Raw genomic sequence first — 3,650 nt, forward strand, 5'->3', positions numbered from 1 at the left:
CGGCAGCGTCGGGACGTTCGCCTGCTCGCCGAGAACTTTGAGCTGCTCCATGGCGGCCGGACGGTTGACGTCCAGCGAGGCCATCAGGACCTTCTTCTTCTCTTTGGTTTGGAGCAGAAGGCCGAGCTTGGCGGAGGTGGTGGTCTTGCCCGAGCCCTGCAGGCCGACCATCAGGATCGGTGCCGGCGGCGAACCCAAGGTCAGTCCGGCACCCTCGGTGCCCAGCATTTCGACCAGGCTGTCATGGACGATCTTAACGACCTGCTGAGCCGGGGTAACGGAGCGGATCACCGCTTCGCCTTCCGCGCGCGGCTTCACCGTCTTGATGAAATCGTCGACCACGCCGAGTTCGACATCCGCCTCGATCAGGGCGGTACGGACTTCCTTCAGTGCCTCGTCGACATCGCCTTCCGTGAGCGCACCGCGGCCACGAAGCTTGTCGAACACGCCGCCCAGGCGGGATTGCAAAGAGTCGAACATTCTCTACCCGTTATCCAAAGCATGATCGCCCCAGGGGGCGCCACGCGCTGCCTGGGGGCGATCCCAGGCCGAGCCTGGGACCGGAAAGCGTAAGGCCTTCCGGAAGTGGGCAGGTTTTACGGCGGGACGGAAGAGGTGTCAAACTGTAAAGCATTACTTGACACTCGGAAGGCAATGCTTTACACATCCTAGAAGCTGCCACGGGCCTGGCGCCCCGAAAGCGCGCCTGAGCGTGGAGGCACGCCCGTGATTCAGTCGTCTGCGAGTAAAGGTCTCAACGACCTCTTTGAGACCGCAAAGAGCTCAAAAGTTCGTCAGGATTTGCAGCGGCGGTGTTTGCAGATTTTGGATGCCGTGCACCACGCGCAAACGTTGGATGATCTGAAGTTACCAGGCCTGCGGCTTCATCCCGACAGCCGCTTCAAGCCGGTGAGATGGCGAGTAGATGTCAATGGACCGTGGCGCATTACCTTCGAGTGGCAAGACGGCGAGGCGCGCAAAGTCGACCTCGTCCAAGACCATTGAGATCAAGCTCGACCGCCGCCCGACCCATCCCGGCGAGTTGTTCCGTGATGTCGTCTTGCCCGCAATCGGCCTGTCGGTGAGCGCGGCGGCGCGCCAGCTTGGCGTTTCGCGCCAGACGTTGCACGCCATCATGTCAGGCCGCTCGGCCGTCACGGCGGAAATGGCGCTGCGCTTCGGCCGCTTCTGCGGCAACGGCCCGGGCCTGTGGCTGCGGATGCAGCAGAGCTTCGACCTCTGGCAAGCCGAGCAGGCGCTGCAAGGCAAGCTTGATGCGATCCCGACCTATCCGGTGATGCCCGAATAGCCTACTCCCCCACCCGCACCGATTTGAACATCATGGTGGCGTCGTCGAGGGCGTCTTCGCTTTGGGCGCTGACCTCCACCACCAGGGTGCCGCCGCCCGGCAAAGCGCCGGGAACCGTCAGGCCGGCGTAGAGCGGCTGGCCGCAGCCGGGAAACCAGAACTGCTGCTCGTTCGGCGCGAGATAGGCCTTGCGCACCGTCGCCGCATGGCCATCCACGGTGATGGTGGTTTCGGTGAAATCGGGATGGCTCGCCTTGGTCAGCATGGCGCTCGCCTTGGTGCCGGCCTGATAGCGGATGCAGAGGTGGGTGCCGACCACGTCGCCGTAGACGAAGCCGTTGCCTTTGCCCTGGCGGATGTGGGCGCCGTCGGGGGCGTAGAGCGTGAAGCCGCCGCCGTCGAGCTTCACCCAGCCGGGCGGCGTCGTGACGATGGCGGCGGGGCTGGCCACCGGCGGTGCCTTGAACCCCTGCCAGGCGAAAAAGCCGACCACGGCGACCAAGACCAGCGTCACGACCAGCGGCAGAACCCGGTTCATCTCAAGCCTCCGTGCGCCGATCCCGGCGCCTGTCAAGTGGTAACGTCGGATCACGCTTCTCAGCAAGCGCCATCATGGGATACCGCTAAACGCCGACGGGTCGAAGGTCGAAACCTGTGCTGCCGCGATGTCCCACGGCAGATCCTCGACCCGCAACGACTTTAGCACGGTCGCTGCCATCTCGCGTTGGTACTCGGTGGCGAATGCGCCGTGCAGCTCGATCGCCACCGGCTGGCCGCGCCACATTCCACCCTGCTCAACGTACAGCGATACCCGCCAGGGTTCGGCACTTCCCGCCAAATAACCACGGCGCAGCAGCGCGGAACGACCGTTCTTCTGCAGCCAGATTTCGCTGGTGCCCGCGGACCCGGAATCGACCGTGCCCGGACCAAAACGATAGACCAGCGCGAAGGTCGGATGAATGATGCGGCCGGCTCCGAAATCGTCATGCCGTTCGGCTGTGATGGTGGTGCCGTGTGGCGCGCTGACGCGGAAGGCGCCGGCGTCGACCTCGATCCACGCCGACGAAGCGACCTCGGGAGTGCCGAAGGTGTCGATGATCGCCGGCCCGCCGTCCCAGAAATAGGACTGCAGGTAGGGCCGCGCCAAACCCCACCCCGCCGCGGCGACGACGGCAAATGCCAGCACGAAGGCGACGGGTCGCGCGAGCCTCATGGCGCTTCCAGTGACGGGCGAACGTGCGGCACGACCGGCTTCCGCTCGCGTTCAAGCTCGATTGTGGTGACGATGCGGGCACCGAGCCAGCGGCGGTCGAGATTGGCGAACCAGCCGTGGATCTCGAGCGCGGCCCAGCCGCGATGCGTCCTGACCGCGTCCGGCACGACGAGCTGCAGGAAATAGGGCGCCTCCTCACCGGGAAATTCGGCGGTGCGCAACAGCGCCGGACGGCCGTCCACCTCCACCGTCACCTCGCGATAATCGAGACCCGATTGGGCGAGGCCGTCGTTCGCGGGCGAGCCGACCATGTAGCTGAGCGTGAAGCGGCGATCGTTCAACACCCCGCCGAAGCGTCCCAGCCGGACGAGCCGCGTCGCGTCGGGCGCGGCAATGCGGAAAATCCCGCAATCGCGCGGCTGCCAACCGGCCGAGAACGGAACCGCCGATGGCGGCGAGGTCACGATGGTGGTGGCCGACGCGGCGGTGGTGAACGCGGCGAACAGCACAACAAGATACGTTTTCGTCATGGCGTTTCGACCTCGATTTTGGGTGGCGAAACAGCGGGCGCATCGATCAGCGGATAGACGACGACGCTGCGCAACACCGCTTCAGCCAAGTCGCGTTGCTCCGCTGTGGTGAAGGCGCCTTGGAAATAGAGCGCTTTGGCAGCACCGCGGCGCGGCACCACCATCGCAAGCAGGTACGGGGTGTCGCTGCCGGGCTGATAGGCGCGGCGGATTACCGCTCCGGCGCCGACAAGACTGACCGCTTCCTCGTCGTAAGACGGCAGTGCGCGCCACGACCGAGCGGTTTCGATCGTGCTCCAGGTCAGCGCAAAAGCGGGGTGGACGATGCGGCCGTGCGTGCCGGCATAACCGTCGTCCGCATTCAGTTCGGTGCCACTCGGCGCCCGCAGCGTGAATGCGGTGGCCATCAGTGGCTTCCAGGCGTGAGCCGACTGCCAATCGGGATAAACGCGCCAGTCGCACATGCAAAGGACGGTGATGGTGTCATGCACCACAGTGAGGGACGACGCCAGTGCGAGGATGGACACCCCGACCACGACGGCGGCTCCAAGCAACGCCAACGAACGCGACAGCACTCGAACCATGCATTCCCCCATGG

At 65.1% G+C, this 3,650-nt stretch carries 7 protein-coding genes; 2 read left to right on the forward strand and 5 right to left on the reverse strand.

Annotated features, from left to right (window positions below):
* Positions 1-480 (reverse strand): signal recognition particle receptor subunit alpha (locus AC1P6P_RS00210; protein WP_481400417.1); only part of this gene is annotated, 480 nt, incomplete at its 3' end.
* Positions 481-726: 246 nt separating this feature from the next.
* Here AC1P6P_RS00210 and AC1P6P_RS00215 point away from each other — a divergent pair.
* Entirely contained in the window at positions 727-1,005 is a 279-nt protein-coding gene (locus tag AC1P6P_RS00215) for a type II toxin-antitoxin system RelE/ParE family toxin (protein WP_481400418.1), read from the forward strand.
* Positions 926-1,309: a HigA family addiction module antitoxin gene (locus AC1P6P_RS00220; RefSeq protein ID WP_481400419.1), complete on the forward strand. Its 384-nt coding sequence runs from the start codon at positions 926-928 to the stop codon at positions 1,307-1,309. Before AC1P6P_RS00215 ends, AC1P6P_RS00220 begins: the two co-directional genes overlap by 80 nt.
* 1 nt (position 1,310) lies before the next feature.
* On the opposite strand, the gene AC1P6P_RS00225 is transcribed toward AC1P6P_RS00220, so the two are convergent.
* The 4 genes from AC1P6P_RS00225 to AC1P6P_RS00240 form a co-directional block, all read right to left on the reverse strand.
* A complete protein-coding gene (locus AC1P6P_RS00225; RefSeq protein WP_481400420.1) occupies positions 1,311-1,847 on the reverse strand; it encodes a hypothetical protein in 537 nt (178 codons plus the stop codon).
* 72 nt (positions 1,848-1,919) lie between these two features.
* Positions 1,920-2,522 carry a hypothetical protein gene (locus AC1P6P_RS00230; RefSeq protein WP_481400421.1) on the reverse strand — a complete coding sequence of 201 codons (603 nt, stop codon included), beginning with the start codon at positions 2,520-2,522 and terminating at the stop codon, positions 1,920-1,922.
* Complete coding sequence (locus AC1P6P_RS00235) at positions 2,519-3,052, reverse strand: hypothetical protein (protein WP_481400422.1); 534 nt, start codon at positions 3,050-3,052, stop codon at positions 2,519-2,521. Before AC1P6P_RS00235 ends, AC1P6P_RS00230 begins: the two co-directional genes overlap by 4 nt.
* Positions 3,049-3,650, reverse strand: a 602-nt coding sequence (locus AC1P6P_RS00240) for a hypothetical protein (RefSeq protein ID WP_481400423.1), incomplete at its 5' end; no start/stop codon positions are given. The genes AC1P6P_RS00235 and AC1P6P_RS00240, both read right to left, overlap by 4 nt.

The organism is Rhizomicrobium sp., from assembly GCF_056722145.1.